We start from the raw sequence: 17,050 nt of genomic DNA, 5'->3' as shown, positions 1-17,050 counted from the left end.
ATACAATATTCACAAAAGTGGTGTGAAGGGGGAAAATTTTATTGAGTCATTTGCATGAGGCATTAGTTGCCATGGGAGATAAAACTCAAATCCATCGAGTGAAAGCGATTTCTGGAGGAAGTATCAACCAGGTGATGTATCTGGAAACAGAAAAAAATTGTTATTTGGTGAAAACGCATACAAACATGCCAGAAAACTTCTTTGTCCAAGAAGCTATGGGTCTATCAGCACTTTCTTGCTTTGTTTGCGTGCCAAAAGTGTATCATTATCATTATTCCAATGATACCAAGGAAGCGAGTTTATGGTTGGAATGGATACCGAGAGGTTCCATGAATTTACAAGCGGAAGAGGCTTTAGGAAGAAAACTAGCACAATTACATGCATGTTTGCATAGAAGTTATGGTTTTATTGAAGATAATTATCTAGCAGTCTATCCACAGCGAAATACATGGTCGGATAACTGGGTATCTTTTTTTCGTGATAATCGATTGAAAGTACAAGAATTAATAGCAAAAGAAAAAGGTTATCTGAATAGAGAAAGAGGACAAAAGCTCTGTCGGCTGAGCGAGCGTTTGGAAGATTTTATACCAGCTACTCCAGTAGCTTCACTGCTTCACGGAGATTTGTGGAGTGGCAATGTTTTTATTGATTCTTCAGGTAAGCCTGTTTTTATCGATCCCGCAGTTAGTTATGGAGATCATGAAGTAGATTTAGCAATGACGGAGCTGTTTGGAGGTTTTTCTGCTCGATTTTATGATGCTTATCAGGAGATTAAGCCAATATCCAGACAATACCAAGACCGAAAAGCGATTTATCAGCTATACTTTTTACTTGTCCATCTCAATTATTATGGGGAGACATATGGACAGCAAGTAGATGAAATATTGGATCACTATGTATAAAAAAAAGTTGCGCCCACAGGAAGAGTAATCCTGTGGGCTTTCCGAAGAATACAGTTTAGACAGTAGTTGGTACTACTGCTGACGTGTTTTCAGCTTATGTCGCTGTTCCTTCTTCGCTCCTTTCGGAGCTTTCGCAGCGCCTTCTTTTCCTGGTCCTTGTCATATTGGACAATGAGGAAGAGCACCAGCAGAACGAGCAAGAAAACTGTTCCTGCTCCCAGTGCAGTTTTCTGAGCGCCCTTTCGGACTCGGAGCAACTTTGAACTCATAGTTATTCCTTGTTATAGAAGAGGTTGCAATACTATTATTTTAAAGAAAATTTTTTTATCAATCAATGGAGAGGTGTTTCGATCATGCAAGAAAACAAAATGGAAATAAAAAAAGATATTGGTAGACTCTTGATTTCCTGCCCAGATCAAGTGGGGATTATTTCCTCTGTTTCGCAATTTTTACATAAGCATAGTGCAAATATAATTCATTCTGATCAACATGCGACAGAGCAAGCAGGCGGCATCTTTTTTATGCGAATCGCATTTCAGTTAAATGGTTTGGAAGAAAAGCAGCACACATTGCGTGAGAGCTTTAAAGCAGTTGCTGAAATGTTTGCAATGGAGTGGAAAATTACTCTCGCCTCACAAAAAAAGAAACTTGCTTTGTTTGTTTCTAAATATGATCATTGTCTGCAAGAGTTATTGTGGCGCTGGCGCATGGGAGAATTAGATGCAGATATAAAGTTAGTGATGAGCAACCATCTGGATTGCAAAGCCCTAGTCGAACCATATGATTTGCCTTATATCCATATCCCTGTGAACAAACATATACGCGAAGAAGCAGCGATCGAGCAAATGAAATATTTGCAGCAAGCTGATATCGATAGTGTTATTCTCGCTCGGTATATGCAGATTATCCCCAAAAGTATGATCAATATCTTTCCCAACCAAATTATAAATATTCACCACTCTTTTTTGCCAGCATTTGTAGGGGCAAACCCTTATGAACGTGCATTTGATCGAGGGGTAAAATTAATTGGGGCAACAGCGCATTATGTGACGGAAGATTTGGATGAAGGACCGATTATTGAACAGGATGTGCATCGTGTGAGTCATCGCCACCGTCCAGAAGACTTGATTCGAATTGGAAGTGAAGTCGAGCGGATTGTATTAGCAAGAGCCGTCAAATGGCATGTCAATGATCAAGTTTTGGTACATGGAAATAAGACGATTGTTTTTCCGGGTTGATTAGCGAAAAACAGAAAGGAGCTACTCATGCCGAAGATCACGGAAAACTGTGTTTGAATTTGCAGATGAAGACTTCGCCAATTACTATTTCACAGAAATGGTGTCAGGAGAGGTCACCTCTCCTATAGGAAAAGTGCTCGTTTTTACAGAATTCTGCTGTCTGAAAGCCCACGGTTTCAATCGTGGGAAGAAAGACAGCGTTGATCGGTATTCCTTAGAAAGGAAACGCTTAGAGCAACTCTTTTTTGCTGTATTCATTGCTGTCGTTTGAATAAACTTATACCATAGGAAGTGTATCGAGGGAGACATTCCATCACTAGGTAGAAGCACAAAAGAAAAGGGGGGAACACATGCCAACGATCACACTGCGATTAGAGCTACATAAACCAACGGAAGCAAAACAGCAGATGTACAAGCAAATGACAGAACGGAATACGGATTTTGCAAATTGGCTGCTGCAGCACCCAGAGGGAAACACAGCAACAAGTAAAATTTTCCGCGAGTTTTCGCAGGAAAAATTCCCATCTGCGATCGTGAATCAAACGATCCGGGAAGTAAAGTCGCAAAAGAAAAATCAGAAAGCAAAAAGGTTTCGTAAAATATGGTGTGTTTTTAACAATCAAAACATGAAGGTAGAAAAGGGAAACAAATACGACACAGTCTCTTTCCCGACGCTGGAAAAACGAATCGGTGTACCCGTAGTGGTGCAAGCCTTTCAACGAAAATGGCTGGACAAACTGATCGATGGAACGGTAAAACAAGGAGCGGCGAAGCTATATTGCAAGAAAAAGAAATGGTTTCTCGCTATTGCGATCACATGGGAAGAGGAAGCCTCACCGAATAAAGGTGTCATGGGAATCGACATAGGGCTGCGCTATCTTGCTGTCGCAAGTGTGGGAACCTATTCGCTGTTTTTCAAAGGTTCTTCGGTTGCATATAAACGTAGACGACATACAGCAAGAAGACGCAAGTGTGGAAAAGCGAAGAAACGAAACGCAATCAAGCGATCGAAAAACAAAGAATCACGCTGGATGCGAGAACAAAATCATTGGATCAGTCGTCGAATCGTCGACCGTGCCATTGCCAACGGTGTTGGCGTGATACGGATGGAAGATTTGAGCGGCATTCGCAATACAGCAAAATCGAAACGCACGGATCAAGGTCGCAATCTTCATTCATGGTCCTTTTATCAACTACGAGAATACATTCGCTACAAATCCGAGATGGCTGGAATTCGTTTTGAATTGGTAAATCCGGAATATACCAGCCAAACATGCAAAAATGGTCATCGCTATAAAGCAAATCGCAAGGGACTTCATTTTTGTTGTAAGGAATGTGGCTATCGTAGTCATGCAGATCTTAATGGCGCGATCAATATCGCTAAAGCGATATCCGGTTTAGCAGCCTAGCGTACTGGTAACAGGTACGCCGCCCATGGAGGTACATCATAACTGCATGGGATGGGGTGATGGCACACCCCTGAACTTGGAAGTTGCACAAAACAGAAATGGACTGCGTGCGTGAACTACCCAAGAATCCCACGGCTTTAGCCGTGGGAGTGTCAAACAGCTGTTATTTTTGTTTACTGGTTTACTTTTTATTGGTGTCTGTATCGTTCTGGGAGGATGGATCAGTGATGCTTGGCTGATTGAGAAACCAATGCTTGATATGGATATATTTCTTAAAATCAATTTGGTGGGCTTACTTACTTTTGCTGTTATTTCTGCTTATAGTTTCTTTTTTTCTTGTCTATTCAATGATGAAAAGAGAGCAGTATCGGTTTCTGCTGGGATAACGATTGTATTTCTAATTCTTGATGTAGGCAGAGTGAGCGAAGATCTCGATTGGCTGCGCAATTTCACGATTTTTCATGCATTTGATCCAGCAAAAATTTCGGATGGAACGGTTCATGTTATCCCTTTATCCATTGGCTTGGTATGTGCTACTGTTATCCTTTTGATAGGAGCAGCATTTTTGTTTAAGCGCAAAGATTTACCTGTTTAATATTTCTTATAATATATTAAAGCAACCTTCTACAAATGGATGTAGATAACTATGAATTAACGATAATTGGCAAGCATCTATATGGTATTGCGATTATTTGCGGGCCCCCAGTACAATGACTGGGGGTGTCTACCTATGGAGTAGGTAGATTCATCCCCGGCGAGGCTCACATGAGTTACTTCTTGGTGGTGGAGGACACCTTCGTAACCATTCCGCGCGAGTCCAGCTCGAAGTGAACAACCTTCTTCGGCGGGACAGTGATGGGCTGATGCTGGTTGGTGTACTCGTACACACCGCCTTCGTGAACGGCAACCTTGCGGTTCCGCCAGTCCACTTCGACACGAGCTGCGCCGCGAACGAGCAGTTCCCCGTATTCTACGCGCCGCGCTTCGCTTCCCTGCAGACGGATGGTTCCCGTTTTGCGAGAAACAGTGGCGCGGATCGCCTCGATGATCGTGAGCTTAACATGACCGTGCGTCAGATTGAGATCGAAGGAAAAGAGGTTCTCGTTGTAGCTTGGAGTAAGCAAGTCGTGTGTGGCAACCTCTCCATACTCAACATTGTCGCGGTGCTCGTGGGCGTATGCAGAAGTTTTGAACGAAGCGGTCGACAGACCGATCAACATCGCGAGTCCGTTCATGGTGCCTCCAGCCAGAGATGTGTGTGATTATTTGTATTATATTTCGTCAGACGTGATCTTACAATGCGCAAAGTCATGAACAAAGAAGATGGAGAGAGAAAAAAACAACAACACTCCTGATGAGCTTTAGGAGGGTTGTTGTTTTAATAGTATTTACTCTTTTAATTGGAATGGAACAATAGTTACAATCACATTCTTTCTACGCAATATGTTTGCCATAATGAGAAAGCCAGATTGGTTGTGAAGAATACTTTGCCACCACTTTTTCGCCAGAAATTGAGGCATGATGACGGTTATTTGAGATTCCTCGGAATCTGATTTAGTGGTGATTTCATCAATAAATTGGCTTAACGGTGTCAATACACTTCGATATGGCGAGTGTAAAGTTACCAGCTGGACACCTGTTTCCCAGTCCTCCCAAGCATTTTGCAGCTTTTTTGTCGCCTCTTCGTCAGAACCCACATAAACAGCTATGACATTGTCAGAGAGAGATTTTGCATACAAAATGGATTTTCTCACCACTTTTGTAATGCCAGCAATTGGTACCACAACTACATTTTCCGTGACTTTTACCTCTGAAAGTTTTTGTGATATATCTGTTCGTAATTGACATCCAACTGCTATGTAGTGCTGATGAATTTTATGGAAGATAAAGACAGCAATCGGAATAAATATAAGACTCATCCAGACCTGGCCAAACTTCGTAACAAAAAAGATGATTAAAATTAAATAACAAATAAGTGCACCAATTAAGTTGATAATTAGTTTGGATATCCATCCTTTTGGTTTGGTTCGAACCCATTTGAAAATCATTCCAGTTTGTGAAAGAGAAAACGGGATAAATACACCTACGGCATAGAGTGGGATCAAATTTTCTGTATTTCCTTTAAAGATAATGATTAGTATGATGGAGGCCATTCCAAGTGTAATAATTCCATTCGAATATCCTAAACGGTCACCACGTACAGTAAATGCTCGTGGCATATATTTATCTTTTGCCAGATTGAATGCCAGCAAAGGAAATGCCGCAAAACCTGTATTTGCTGCTAAAACTAAAATAAGTGCTGTTGTTGCTTGAACAAAGTAATAAAGAATATTACGGCCAAATATTGCAGCACTTAATTGGGAAAGTACAGTTTCTTTTTCTGCTGGAGCAATTCCATACCAATAAGCAAGAAATACAATCCCTGAAAATAAAACTCCTAAAATAATCCCCATCACAGTTAATGTTAATGCAGCATTTTTTGGGGAAGGATCTTTAAAATTTGGTACGGCATTGGATATTGCTTCGACTCCTGTTAATGCGGAACATCCCGAAGAAAATGCTTTTAAAATAAGAAATAATCCAATTCCCATGACAGGTGTTCCGACCTGTGGATGAATGGATGATGAAACATGACCTGTAACCACTTGATACAAGCCTGTAACGGTCACAATTATTAAGGCAATTACAAATGCATACACAGGATATGCCAAAATAGATGCTGACTCTGTTAAACCTCTTAAATTTACTAAAGTAATAAAAGCTACCAATATTACTGCCATCCATACATTATACGGGTGTAATGCAGGGAAGGCAGAGGAAATCGCATCCGTTCCTGCGGAAACACTCACAGCAACTGTTAATACATAATCGATTAATAATGATCCTCCAGCAAATAAACCAAATTTCGTGCCTAAATTTTCTTTTGCTACCATATATGCTCCGCCCCCATTGGGGTAAGCGAAGATGATTTGACGATAAGATAAGATTAATGCTGCGAGTAACACAAGCACGCCAACAGCAATTGGCAGAGAATACCAAAATGCAACAACGCTGATGGTAGCCAATACTATCAAAATTTGCTCTGGTCCATATGCGATTGAGGATAGAGCATCCGATGACAGGATAGCCAAAGCTTTATAATTATTTAGCTTTTGACCTTTAACTTCATTGGATTTCATTGGTTTACCAATTAAGATACGTTTAAATTTCTTAAACATCATATTCCTCCATCATATTTTCAGGGCTGTATATAACACTAAACATAATAGCTATTTTATACTTATATCGTGTCCTGTACGATACCTTTTACAAATAAATTATATTTAAGAATATTGGTTATGTTTTGGTCCTTTTTTGACTTACGGTCAGCAAAAAACCCTTTTCGAAAGGGAAAAGGGTTCGGTAAAAATTTATGATATTTTTTAAAAAGCTCTGGTATATTGCTTTGGTATATAATTTTTTTGTTCCTCTCCTGCCAGTGCATGAACAGCCCAGTATGGATCACGTAACATCGCACGGCCAATGGCGACGAGATCAGCATCTTCATTGGCGAGTGTCGCTTCTGCTAAAGTTGGATCGTCTAAAATGCCAACAGCAATAACAGGTACTTGTAAGGCATGTTTGATAGTTCTTGCATAAGGAATTTGGTAACCAGGATGATTTCCAGGCCTTTTCTTACCTGATGGCCCTTCACCGCCGCTGCTTATGTGAAACATATCCACGCCTGCTTCTTGGTAACGCCTGCACAGTTGGATGCTATAATCCAAATCATATCCATCATCCATATATTCCACAGCAGATATTCGCATTAATAATGGCATATCTTTGGGCATTACTTCTTTTATGGCTTGAATTACTTCGACGCCAAATAAAGCCAAATCTTTACCGTATTCGTCCTCTCTTTTGTTAATTCCTGGAGAGTGAAATTGATGAATTAAATATCCATGTGCTCCGTGAATTTCGATTGTATCTACACCTGCTTTGATTGCACGAATTGCTGCGTCTTGAAACTGTTTTACTTTTTCTTTTACTTCTGCTGTAGTTAATGCGCGTGGTTTTTTGTAATGTTTATTTGCTGGAACATCTGTAGATGAAACTGGTGTGATGGCATCTTCCGCTTTGCGGCCTGCATGTGCAATTTGAACACCTATTTTGGTATTGTATCTATGAACTTCATCAATGATTCTGCGGAATGCTGGGATTTGATCATCTGACCAAAGGCCGAGATCATAATCACTGATCCGACCATCTGGCTCAATATCTGTCATTTCCATAATAATGAGACCAGTACCTCCAATGGCACGTGAAACATAGTGAACAAAATGCCAATCATTGGGTTTCCCATCTTTGGCTGTGACAGAATACTGGCACATCGGTGGCATCACAATTCTATTTGGAAGCTGTAAATTTTTTAGTTGAAAGGGTCTTGCTAAATGCATTTCAAATCGCTCCTTTGTATGTACGATTTACAATCTTACTTTAGCATATTCACTATAAAAAAGTAAGTATAGTAAAAAGGAGTGTATTTTGCGTTTTTTAGGGTTGACAACAAATTATTGCTATACATATCTTCGTGGTAATTTTATTAAGAAAAAGTTGGCGTCTCTGCGATTTGTTTGATGAATTTGTTTCTTCTAGCTAGGAAGTTTTTCATATATCTTAATAAAAAATAGTTGATCGGCGAACTTGCCAATCATCCCAAAGGGAGAAGTGAAATCAAAGGAATCAATCATTTTTGTTCCGCTATTGTATTCTTTAAAGTGGTGTTCATGTCTAAAGTGCTTAAAAGGCCCTTTTACCATTTCATCCACAAAAAAATAAGGCGCATGGTACTCCGTAATTTTTGAAGTCAATTGAAATTTGACACCAAAGTGTACTGCTTCCCATGTAACAATTTGATTTAATCCAATAAGTCCCTTTGTTACACCTGCAATTGCTTTTTCCTGTGTCTGAGCTGTTGACTGCATATGTAAATCAATGTTTCGAGATAGGTCAAAACAAGTTTGAATTGGTGCATCGATCATAGTTGTTAAATGAATAATTGGCACAAAGATCACCTTCGATTTTTTCATAATCGTACCTATTATAATAATTGTAAAAACAAAACTCCCACCGACTATAGCGGTGGGAGCAACATTTATCAACCAGTATTTCGTAATCCTGCAGCAATTCCATTGATTGTGTGAAGTACTTGTTCCAAAAGATATAGATCATCTTTAGAAGCTGCATGATGTCTTCGCTCCTGTAGTAAATGTACTTGAATGAAACTCAATGGGTCGACGTATGGATTACGCAGAATGATCGATTCTTGGATAACAGCATTGTTTTCAAGCAGTTCCGATTGATCGGTGATTAATAAAATTTGTTGCTTGGTAAGATCAAATTCTTTTTCGATTTGTCTATGGATTTGTTCTGCTTGATTTGTATCTGTAACAAGCGAAACATATTGTTTTGCGATGACCATATCTGCTTTGGACAGAGCCATCTGCAAATTGTCGACCAAAGTCGTGAAAAAGGGCCATTTATGGTACATCTCTTGGAGGATAGTTAATCCAAATTTATTTTCTTCGATATATTTGGAGATACCTGTGCCAGCAGCATACCATGCTGGAAAAAGATATCTTGTTTGTGTCCAAGAAAATACCCAAGGTATTGCTCGTAAATCGGAAAACTTCTGGCTGTTTTTTCGTTTGGTTGGTCGGGAACCGATTTTCAATTCACCAATTTCCGGCAATGGTGTAGCTTCTTGAAAAAAAGGAATGAAGTGTTCATTATCGAATACCAATTGCTGATATTCGGCAAGTGAATAATTGGAGATTTTCTCCATCGTTTTCATCCATACTGGATCGATTTCTACCTGTACTTTGTTTAAAGCAGTAGCAACCGATTGCAAGTAAGTGGAGGTTGCTTGCTCTAGGCTTCGAAGTGCAATTGGTTTCATTGCATATCGAGAAGACAAGACTTCTCCTTGCTCTGTTATTTTCACCCCGCCTAATACAGTATGAGGGGGATTTGCCATAATGCTTTGATGGAGTGGTCCGCCGCCTCTTCCGAGGGCACCTCCGCGGCCGTGGAAAAATTTTACGTCTAAATTATACTTTTGGGCGAGTTTCCATAGTCGAAGCTGAGCACGATATAGTTCCCAGTTAGCACTGATCATCCCGCCATCCTTATTGCTGTCAGAATAACCCAATGTAATTTCTTGATACGCTCTGCCATTGATGATAGCGGGTTGAAACGTGGGATTTTGAAAGTATAGCTCCATAATTTCTTCTGCACGATGCAAGTCATCAATTGTTTCTAGTAATGGAACAACATGAAGTCTTGTATCATGATCATGCCGGTAAAGACCTACTTCTTTTGCAAACAGAACTACTTCTAACAGATCACTTGTCCCTTGTGTCATACTGATTAAGTAATTAACGATACATTTTTCTCCAAACTCTTCTTTTGCTTTTGTAACAAGTTGGAATAATTCAAGCATCTGTCTGGTGTCTGGAGAATAATCCATAAAATGTGATGTTAATGGACGTGGATCTGCTAATAAATCGGTCAGCAGTTCTATTTTTTTCGCTTCGGATAGGTCGCTGTATTTTTTTGTGATATTTAAAGAGGATAAAATCTCATCAATCGCTTTTTCATGTTCTCCGCTATGCTGTCGTAAATCTAGTGAAATCAGGTGAAAACCAAAAATCTCAATTTGATGAATCAATCGATCTATTTTATCGCTTGCTCTGCCATTTCCTTTGTGTGATTGTAAACTCTTTTGAATTAGTTTTAAGTCTTGTAAAAATTCATTTGGATTATGATAATAACCAGCGGTTTGTTTTTGTAAACGTGTATGTTTTAATCTTGCCAAAATAAAGGTGCATTTTATGCGATAGGGTTCTTCTTTGTTTCGCCAAAACCCTTGTACGAGATCCTCTGCGTTGACTTCTTCTTTATCTTTTTCTAATGAATCCAATAACTTAGGTAAGATTGTTACACGTTCAGAAGAGTGACTTAGATATGGAAGTAATTCTTCTATTTTTCTTTCGTATTTGCGGATAACTAAATCTCTTTGCAATTCCAAGGTTTTCCATGTGATGTCAGGAGTAACCGAAGGATTACCATCCCGGTCCCCGCCAATCCATGATCCAAACTTTAGAAAAGATGGGACATCCCATATATGATCTGGATAATAACGATTCAAACATTGCTTTAGTTCTTGATGTACTTGTGGTAACACATCAAACAATGTTTGATCCATATAATAAAGTCCATTGCTTACTTCATCCAGAACAGTAGGTTTTCTTTTTCTCAGGGGGTCCGTTTGCCAAAGGGTACTGATCTCTGAAAATAACGTTTGGTGAAGTTCTTGTTCCTCTTCACTATCGGAAATTACTCGATCGAGTTTTACTAATTCCTCTGCAATACGTTTGTGAATATTCAATACACTTCTTCTTGCGGCTTCTGTTGGATGGGCAGTGATGATCAGCTCTAATGATAAGAAAGATAATATTTGTTCCACTTCTATTGCTGAAACACCAGAACGGTACCATTTTTCAATTGTACTCTCGATAGAGAAACGTTGAATTTCCCCCTCTTTTGATCTGCGATGATAGCGGTTTCTGCGCATACGATGGTTTTGTTCTGCAATATTGACCAATTGAAAGTAGATAGAAAATGCCCGAATGACATCATATCGGATAGATGGGTCAAGCATATCAATTTCTTGTTTGCATCGCATTAGTAATTCAGGTTGAAACTCATTCCTCAGTTGTTTGGACCATTCACGTATTTGTTCCACATGTTGTAATAATGTATCACCGCCATGTAAAGTAAGAACGTTTCCCAATATATTACCGAGTAATCGCACATCTCTACGGATAAGTGGATTTTGATTTTCTTGCATAACGATAAACCCCTTTCTCTGAAAACAATGTCACTAGCTGTTAAAATCATTGAGCAAAGAGAAAAACTGCGTTACAAACTCGTAAAACAATTGTTCCGATGGAGGAAGCTGCCGATTCTTTGGAATAATAATTCCTACATTTCTTGTTAAGTTTGGTTCACTAATCGAGATTTTCGCTGTTCCTCTTGGGATGTTATCAATCAACGTAACCTCTGGTAAAAGGGTTACTCCTAGACCGGTCGCTACGAGTCCCTTGATTGCATCAATGTCTTCTCCTTCAAAGGAAATGTTCGGAGAGAAACCGATTTGGGTACAAGCTTGAACGACAATATCTCTTAGTATATAACCTGTTGGAAACAGGACAAATGAATCGTTACGTAAAGCATTGAGATGAATAGAGTTTGATGATGATAGAGGATGATTCAAAGGAACCAAGGCGACAATTTGTTCTAAAAATAAAATTTTTCCTTCTATTTGCTTTTGATTCGTTGGAATCGGACCTAACAGAGCTAAATCAATCTCTCCTCGATTTACTTCCTCTATCAAGTGCAGATAACTCCCTTGGCGAAGTTGAAACCCGATATGTGGATATTGATTTCGAAATGCGGAAATAACCGTTGGTAGTGTATGGGCTGCTAAACTACTCGGAAATCCCACCCGAATCGTACCTCGCTCAGGGTCGAGAAATTCGTCCATTTCTTGTTTTGCATTCGCAATTGCTCGTACTGCTGCTTTTGCATGGTATAAAAATATTTTACCAATAGGTGTAATTCTTATATTTCTTCCTTCGCGGATGAATAACTGAACTCCTAATTCTGCCTCTAAATTCGATATTTGCTTGCTTACTGCTGATTGTGCGACATGCAAGGACAGTGCGGCTTCAGTCATATGTTCCCGTTCTGCAACCTCGATGAAGTATTGAATTTGTCTTAGTTCCATAGTAAAACCTCTTTCTAATCAAATCCATCTCGTTTCGAGATTAATTCTATCTTAAATATATATTGTTCGTATCAGTTTGGAAATATAAGATAAATATAAAATTTAAAGAAAATAATTCTAATTTGATATACGTAAGTGATCTTACCAAAAAAGGAGAGAAGACTGGTGGTTTTATCTAACTATCCCCAAAAACAAGGTCTTTATGATCCCTCTTTGGAGCATGATGCATGCGGAGTAGGATTTATTGCTCATATCAAAGGTCAAGCTTCTCATAAAATTGTGCAGCAAGGGATTGAAATATTGCAAAAATTACATCATCGTGGTGGTGAAAACAATGGAACTGGAGATGGTGCAGGAATTTTGATGCAAATTCCACATCATTTTTTTCAACACCAATTTCCCGATCATTTGCTAGCGCCAAATTATTATGCAGTAGGGATGATTTTTTTACCACAGGCAGATGATGAAAGACAGAAATGGGAGACATATCTGGAAAAACTAATTGCGCAAGAAGGTCAGTATGTTATCGGCTGGCGTACCGTTCCTGTTGATGATACAAGTCTTACAGCAATCGCAAAAGAAACAGCACCAGTCATTCGACAAATCGTAATTGGTCGAGCGCCAGATATAGATCAGTTGACTTTTGAGCGAAAACTTTATGTTATTCGTAAGCTTTTTGAAAAAAAGCTTCCAGAAGATGTCTATATTGTTAGTTTATCGAGCAGGACAATTGTTTACAAAGGTTTGCTGACTGCCTTTCAATTAGGAACTTATTTTTTAGATTTGCAAACTCCTTTATTTGCTTCGGCGTTCTCTATGGTTCACAATCGCTACAGCACCAACACATTTCCCAGCTGGAAGCGTTCCCATCCGTATCGTTATCTATTGCACAACGGAGAGATCAATACGCTTCGCGGGAATATCAACTGGATGATTGCACGTGAAAAAACATTTGCATCAAAACTTTTTGGTGATGATTTAGAAAAATTATTGCCAATCCTCGACTTAGATGGCACGGATTCAGCGATTTTAGACAACTGTTTTGAATTTCTTGTATTATCAGGCAGATCGATTGCGCATGCCGCCATGATGATGATTCCAGAAGCTTGGGAAAAGAATGAAGAAATCGTTGATCCTGTGCGTGCTTTCTATGAGTACCACAGCAGTCTGATGGAACCTTGGGATGGACCAACAGCGATTGCTTTTACTGATGGACTACAGATCGGAGCAATCTTGGACCGCAATGGTTTACGTCCAGGTCGATATTGCCTGACGAAAGACGATTTCCTTTTGTTTTCCTCGGAAGTGGGTGTTTTGGATATACCAGAGGAAAATATCATCTATAAAAAACGATTACAAGCAGGACAAACGCTTTTACTTGATTTACAAGAAGGAAGAATTATCGGAAATAAAGAGTTGAAAGATCGTGTTGCCAGCGAGCATCCTTATCGAAACTGGTTGAATCAAAATATGATGAACTTGGGTCAGATTCCTGCTAGACAAGTTCTGCCAGAAGTTAAAGACGACGCATTATTTGTGATGCAAAAAGCGCATGCTTATACATGGGAAGAACTGCACAAAAGCCTTATTCCTATGGTAACAGAGGGAAAAGACCCTATCGGTTCTATGGGCAGCGATACACCGCTGGCAGTATTATCCGATAAACCGCAATTACTGTATAACTATTTTAAACAGTCGTTTGCTCAAGTGACCAATCCTCCGATTGATGCGATTCGAGAAGCATCTGTTACATCTGCAACTTCTCTCTTAGGAGCAGAAGGAAATCTGATGGAGCCTCATTCGAGAGACTGCCAGCGTATTCGTTTGGAAACACCGATATTATCGGATATACACTTAACACAGCTTCGCAATCAATCTTTCTCCGCTTTTCAAACGGAAACACTTCCTATTTTGCTCGATGTGAGAGAGGCTGATCTAGAGAAGTCGTTAGATCGATTATTTGCGGATGCGGATAAGGCAATTGCTGCTGGCAAGACATTACTTATCTTATCTGATCGGGAAATGAATCGAGAACAAGCAGCCATACCAGCTTTATTAGCCGTGGCAGGTTTGCATCATCATTTGGTGCGCAGGGGAACGCGAACCAAAGTAAGCTTGATACTTGAATCAGCAGAGCCCAGAGATGTCCATCAATTATCAATGTTGATCAGTTATGGCGTTGATGCAGTTAATCCTTATCTTGTCTTCGCTATTTTGGATAAGGCAATTCAGGATGGCACTCTAGAAAACTTTGATTTACAACAAGCTACGAGTCGTTATATAACAGCTGCCACAGAAGGCATCATAAAGATCATGTCCAAAATGGGAATATCGACTATACAAAGTTATCGAGGGGCACAAATTTTTGAAGCGATAGGTATCGATGAAGAAGTGTTGGAGCGGTATTTTACCCGAACTCCATCACAACTCAGTGGAGTGAACTTAGAAATCATAGCCAAAGAAACACTTTTGCGTCATAAGGCAGCTTTCGAATCTCTGGTTACTTCAGCAAGAGAGTTGGACGCAGGAAGCGATTTTCAATGGCGACGTACAGGCGAAGCACATGCTTTTGATCCGAAAACAATCCATACTTTGCAGCAAGCATGCCGCAAAAATGACTATGCATTATTTAAAAAATATACGGAGATGGCGAATAAAGAGCAGTTGATCTTTTTACGGCATTTGCTCGAATTCAATTCTACTCTTCCTTCTGTTCCATTAGAAGAAGTTGAATCAGTGGAATCGATCGTACAGCGATTCAAAACAGGTGCCATGTCCTTTGGGGCCTTGAGTGAAGAGGCACATGAAGCATTAGCGATTGCCATGAATCGATTGGGAGGGAAAAGCAACAGTGGAGAAGGCGGAGAAAATCCTTCTCGGCACACTCCTGATAAAAATGGAGATTCTCGTTCCAGTGCGATTAAACAAGTAGCATCTGGTAGATTTGGTGTCTCCAGTGATTATTTGGTTCATGCGAAAGAGATTCAAATCAAGATGGCACAAGGAGCAAAACCGGGTGAAGGCGGGCAGTTGCCTGGATCAAAAGTATATCCTTGGATTGCCAAAGTGAGGAATTCCACCCCGGGAGTGGGGCTGATTTCTCCGCCGCCGCATCATGATATCTATTCGATCGAAGATTTAGGTGAGCTGATTTATGATTTGAAAAATGCAAATCGAGAAGCTCGAATCAGTGTGAAACTAGTGGCAAAAGCTGGTGTGGGAACGATTGCTGCTGGAGTTGCCAAAGCATCTGCTGATGTTATTGTTATTAGCGGACACGATGGAGGAACAGGTGCATCACCAAAAACGAGTATGAAGCATGCTGGTCTACCGTGGGAATTGGGACTAGCGGAAACACATCAAACTCTGCTTTTAAACCGTTTGCGTGATCGGGTTATTTTGGAAACGGACGGAAAATTGATGACAGGTCGTGATGTGGTGATGGCTGCACTTCTAGGTGCAGAAGAATTTGGTTTTTCGACTGCGCCTCTTGTAGTACTTGGTTGTATCATGATGCGGGCTTGTCATTTGGATACATGTCCTGTCGGCATTGCCACCCAAAATCCAGCACTGCGCAAACGATTTGGCGGAGATCCAGATCACGTCGTGCATTTTATGCGCTTCATTGCGCAAGAAGTCAGAGAAATCATGGCATCTCTTGGTTTCCGTACCATGCAAGAGATGGTTGGAAGAACAGATATTTTAGCTGCTGCTGCGCACAAACAGGATCACTGGAAAGCAAAATACTTGGATCTTTCTGCTTTGTTATATCGTCCTGCTACGGATGCAGAGGTAGGAAATTATCAAGAAAAAGAAGTAGATCATTCCTTAGAAACGACGTTAGACGTAAAAACGCTTTTGCCATTAATAACAAATGCATTACAAGCAGGACAAGTTGTACGTGCTGTAACACCAATAGTGAGTACAGATCGCGTAGTCGGGACAATTGTGGGGAGTGAAGTAACTCGCAAATATGGCCGCAAAGGATTGCCTGATCATACGATTCGTTTTCGTTTTCATGGATCAGCGGGTGTCAGTTTTGGTTCCTTTATTCCAAATGGCATGACGCTCTCCTTAGAAGGAGACGCAAATGATTACACGGGAAAAGGTCTTTCTGGAGGGAAAATTATCGTATACCCTTCACGCAAATCTACATTTTCATCAGAACAAAATGTAATTATCGGAAATGCGGCATTTTATGGAGCGACTTCAGGAGAAGCATATATCAGTGGGATTGCAGGAGAAAGATTTGCGGTTCGAAATAGTGGTGCTCACGCGGTAGTAGAGGGTGTTGGAGATCATGGCTGCGAATATATGACTGGTGGAAGAGTAGTTATCCTCGGAGAGGTAGGGAAAAATTTTGCTGCCGGAATGTCTGGTGGGATTGCATATGTTTATGCGGATAAAGCAGAGCAGTTTACACAAAACTGCAATCAAGACATGGTTTTACTAGAAACTGCTTTTTCAGAGAAAGAACTGTTACAAGTGAAGCAGATGATTCAAAAACATGTTCAGTACACAGGCAGTGAACATGCAAAACAACTATTGGATGACTGGGGTTGGAGTAAACATCATTTCATTCGCGTAATTCCAAGGGAATATAAACAAATTTTAGAAAAAACGGAGGAGGAAACTTCCATCGTCCAAGCTACTTCGTTTCTATAAAGG

General features: G+C 40.1%; 11 protein-coding genes. 5 read left to right on the top strand and 6 right to left on the bottom strand.

The window, feature by feature from the left end; translation table 11 throughout:
* The first annotated feature begins 41 nt into the window (after positions 1–41).
* The 4 genes from AC5WOC_RS16110 to AC5WOC_RS16095 all read left to right on the top strand — a co-directional run bounded on the left by AC5WOC_RS16110 (position 42) and on the right by AC5WOC_RS16095 (position 4,144).
* Positions 42–902 carry a fructosamine kinase family protein gene (locus AC5WOC_RS16110; RefSeq protein ID WP_496056439.1) on the top strand — a complete coding sequence of 287 codons (861 nt, stop codon included), beginning with the start codon at positions 42–44 and terminating at the stop codon, positions 900–902.
* Between the two features lie 353 nt (positions 903–1,255).
* Positions 1,256–2,140 carry a formyltetrahydrofolate deformylase gene (gene purU / locus AC5WOC_RS16105; protein WP_496056438.1) on the top strand — a complete coding sequence of 295 codons (885 nt, stop codon included), beginning with the start codon at positions 1,256–1,258 and terminating at the stop codon, positions 2,138–2,140.
* A 350-nt stretch (positions 2,141–2,490) separates the two neighbouring features.
* Positions 2,491–3,549 carry an RNA-guided endonuclease TnpB family protein gene (locus AC5WOC_RS16100; RefSeq protein WP_496056437.1) on the top strand — a complete coding sequence of 353 codons (1,059 nt, stop codon included), beginning with the start codon at positions 2,491–2,493 and terminating at the stop codon, positions 3,547–3,549.
* 169 nt (positions 3,550–3,718) lie between these two features.
* On the top strand, positions 3,719–4,144 hold the full coding sequence (locus AC5WOC_RS16095) for a hypothetical protein (RefSeq protein WP_496056436.1): 426 nt from the start codon (positions 3,719–3,721) through the stop codon (positions 4,142–4,144).
* 175 nt (positions 4,145–4,319) lie between these two features.
* On the opposite strand, the gene AC5WOC_RS16090 is transcribed toward AC5WOC_RS16095, so the two are convergent.
* The 6 genes from AC5WOC_RS16090 to gltC form a co-directional block, all read right to left on the bottom strand.
* Entirely contained in the window at positions 4,320–4,784 is a 465-nt protein-coding gene (locus AC5WOC_RS16090; protein ID WP_496056435.1) for a hypothetical protein, read from the bottom strand.
* 153 nt (positions 4,785–4,937) lie between these two features.
* Entirely contained in the window at positions 4,938–6,767 is a 1,830-nt protein-coding gene (locus AC5WOC_RS16085) for an APC family permease (protein WP_496056434.1), read from the bottom strand.
* Between the two features lie 204 nt (positions 6,768–6,971).
* Entirely contained in the window at positions 6,972–7,988 is a 1,017-nt protein-coding gene (locus AC5WOC_RS16080; RefSeq protein ID WP_496056433.1) for an NADH:flavin oxidoreductase/NADH oxidase, read from the bottom strand.
* A gap of 195 nt (positions 7,989–8,183) precedes the next feature.
* Complete coding sequence (locus AC5WOC_RS16075) at positions 8,184–8,621, bottom strand: SRPBCC family protein (protein ID WP_496056432.1); 438 nt, start codon at positions 8,619–8,621, stop codon at positions 8,184–8,186.
* Between the two features lie 68 nt (positions 8,622–8,689).
* Complete coding sequence (ppc, locus tag AC5WOC_RS16070; protein ID WP_496056431.1) at positions 8,690–11,443, bottom strand: phosphoenolpyruvate carboxylase; 2,754 nt, start codon at positions 11,441–11,443, stop codon at positions 8,690–8,692.
* A 33-nt stretch (positions 11,444–11,476) separates the two neighbouring features.
* Positions 11,477–12,382 carry a glutamate biosynthesis transcriptional regulator GltC gene (gene gltC / locus AC5WOC_RS16065; RefSeq protein WP_496056430.1) on the bottom strand — a complete coding sequence of 302 codons (906 nt, stop codon included), beginning with the start codon at positions 12,380–12,382 and terminating at the stop codon, positions 11,477–11,479.
* A gap of 165 nt (positions 12,383–12,547) precedes the next feature.
* On the opposite strand from gltC, the gene gltB reads away from it, so the two are divergent.
* Entirely contained in the window at positions 12,548–17,047 is a 4,500-nt protein-coding gene (gltB, locus tag AC5WOC_RS16060; RefSeq protein ID WP_496056429.1) for a glutamate synthase large subunit, read from the top strand.
* Positions 17,048–17,050 lie beyond the last annotated feature (3 nt).

The sequence above is a fragment of the Shimazuella sp. NTD247 genome (assembly GCF_059510415.1).
Note: the sequence above shows the minus strand (reverse complement) of the source record. Positions and strands in the feature narration are given on the sequence as shown.